We start from the raw sequence: 707 nt of genomic DNA, 5'->3' as shown, positions 1-707 counted from the left end.
GTGGCCGCTCCGGCGCGTTATTCGTTTTCCTGGGCAAACGCCCCGACGATCTCATCGATCACCGCCCGCACCCGCGCCGTGTGGCGCAGGTCCGCGTGCGTCACCAACCAGACCTCGTACGGCAGCGGTCGCGTGCGTTCCGGCCACAGGCGCACCAAGCCATCGCGCTCGCCCATGTACACCGGGATTTCCCCCACGCCAATTCCCGCCCCGATCGAGCGACGCACCAGCAGGCTTGAACTCAGGCTGGCAACGATCCGCCCCCGACTGACCGGCTCGGCGACCAGAGTGAACTCCTTCTGCCCCTGCAAGTACGGTTGATAGACCACCAGGTCATGACCTTCGAATGCGCTACCGGGCGTCGGCTCCCCGTGGGCGGCTACATAATCGCGCGAAGCAAAAAGCCCCACCGGCCAGCGGGCGATCCGCCGGGCGATCAGGTCAGGATTGTCTGGCCGGGTGTTGCGCACGGCGATGTCCGCTTCGCGCTTGACCAGGCTGATGATCTGCGTGGAGGCGTCCAGTTGCACGCGCACATCGGGGTGCCGTTGATGCAGGCGGGCAATGGCCGGGATCAGGAAATCGATCGCCAGCGAATCGGTCGTGGCCACGCGCACGTTGCCGATCAAGCGATCGTCCAGGCCCTGGATCCGTCGCTCCAGCTCCAGCGCAGATTGCTCCATTTTTTCCACGGACTTGAGCGCGGC

1 protein-coding gene is annotated in these 707 nt (G+C 65.6%); it reads right to left on the bottom strand.

What is annotated here, in order from left to right; translation table 11 throughout:
* Positions 1 to 17 precede the first annotated feature (17 nt).
* Positions 18 to 707 (bottom strand): LysR substrate-binding domain-containing protein (locus OC610_RS28405; RefSeq protein ID WP_264433048.1); only part of this gene is annotated, 690 nt, incomplete at its 5' end.

The organism is Pseudomonas agronomica, assembly GCF_025917275.1.
GTDB classification, from domain to species: Bacteria; Pseudomonadota; Gammaproteobacteria; order Pseudomonadales; family Pseudomonadaceae; genus Aquipseudomonas; species Aquipseudomonas agronomica.
This window is presented reverse-complemented; position numbering and strand designations above follow the sequence as displayed.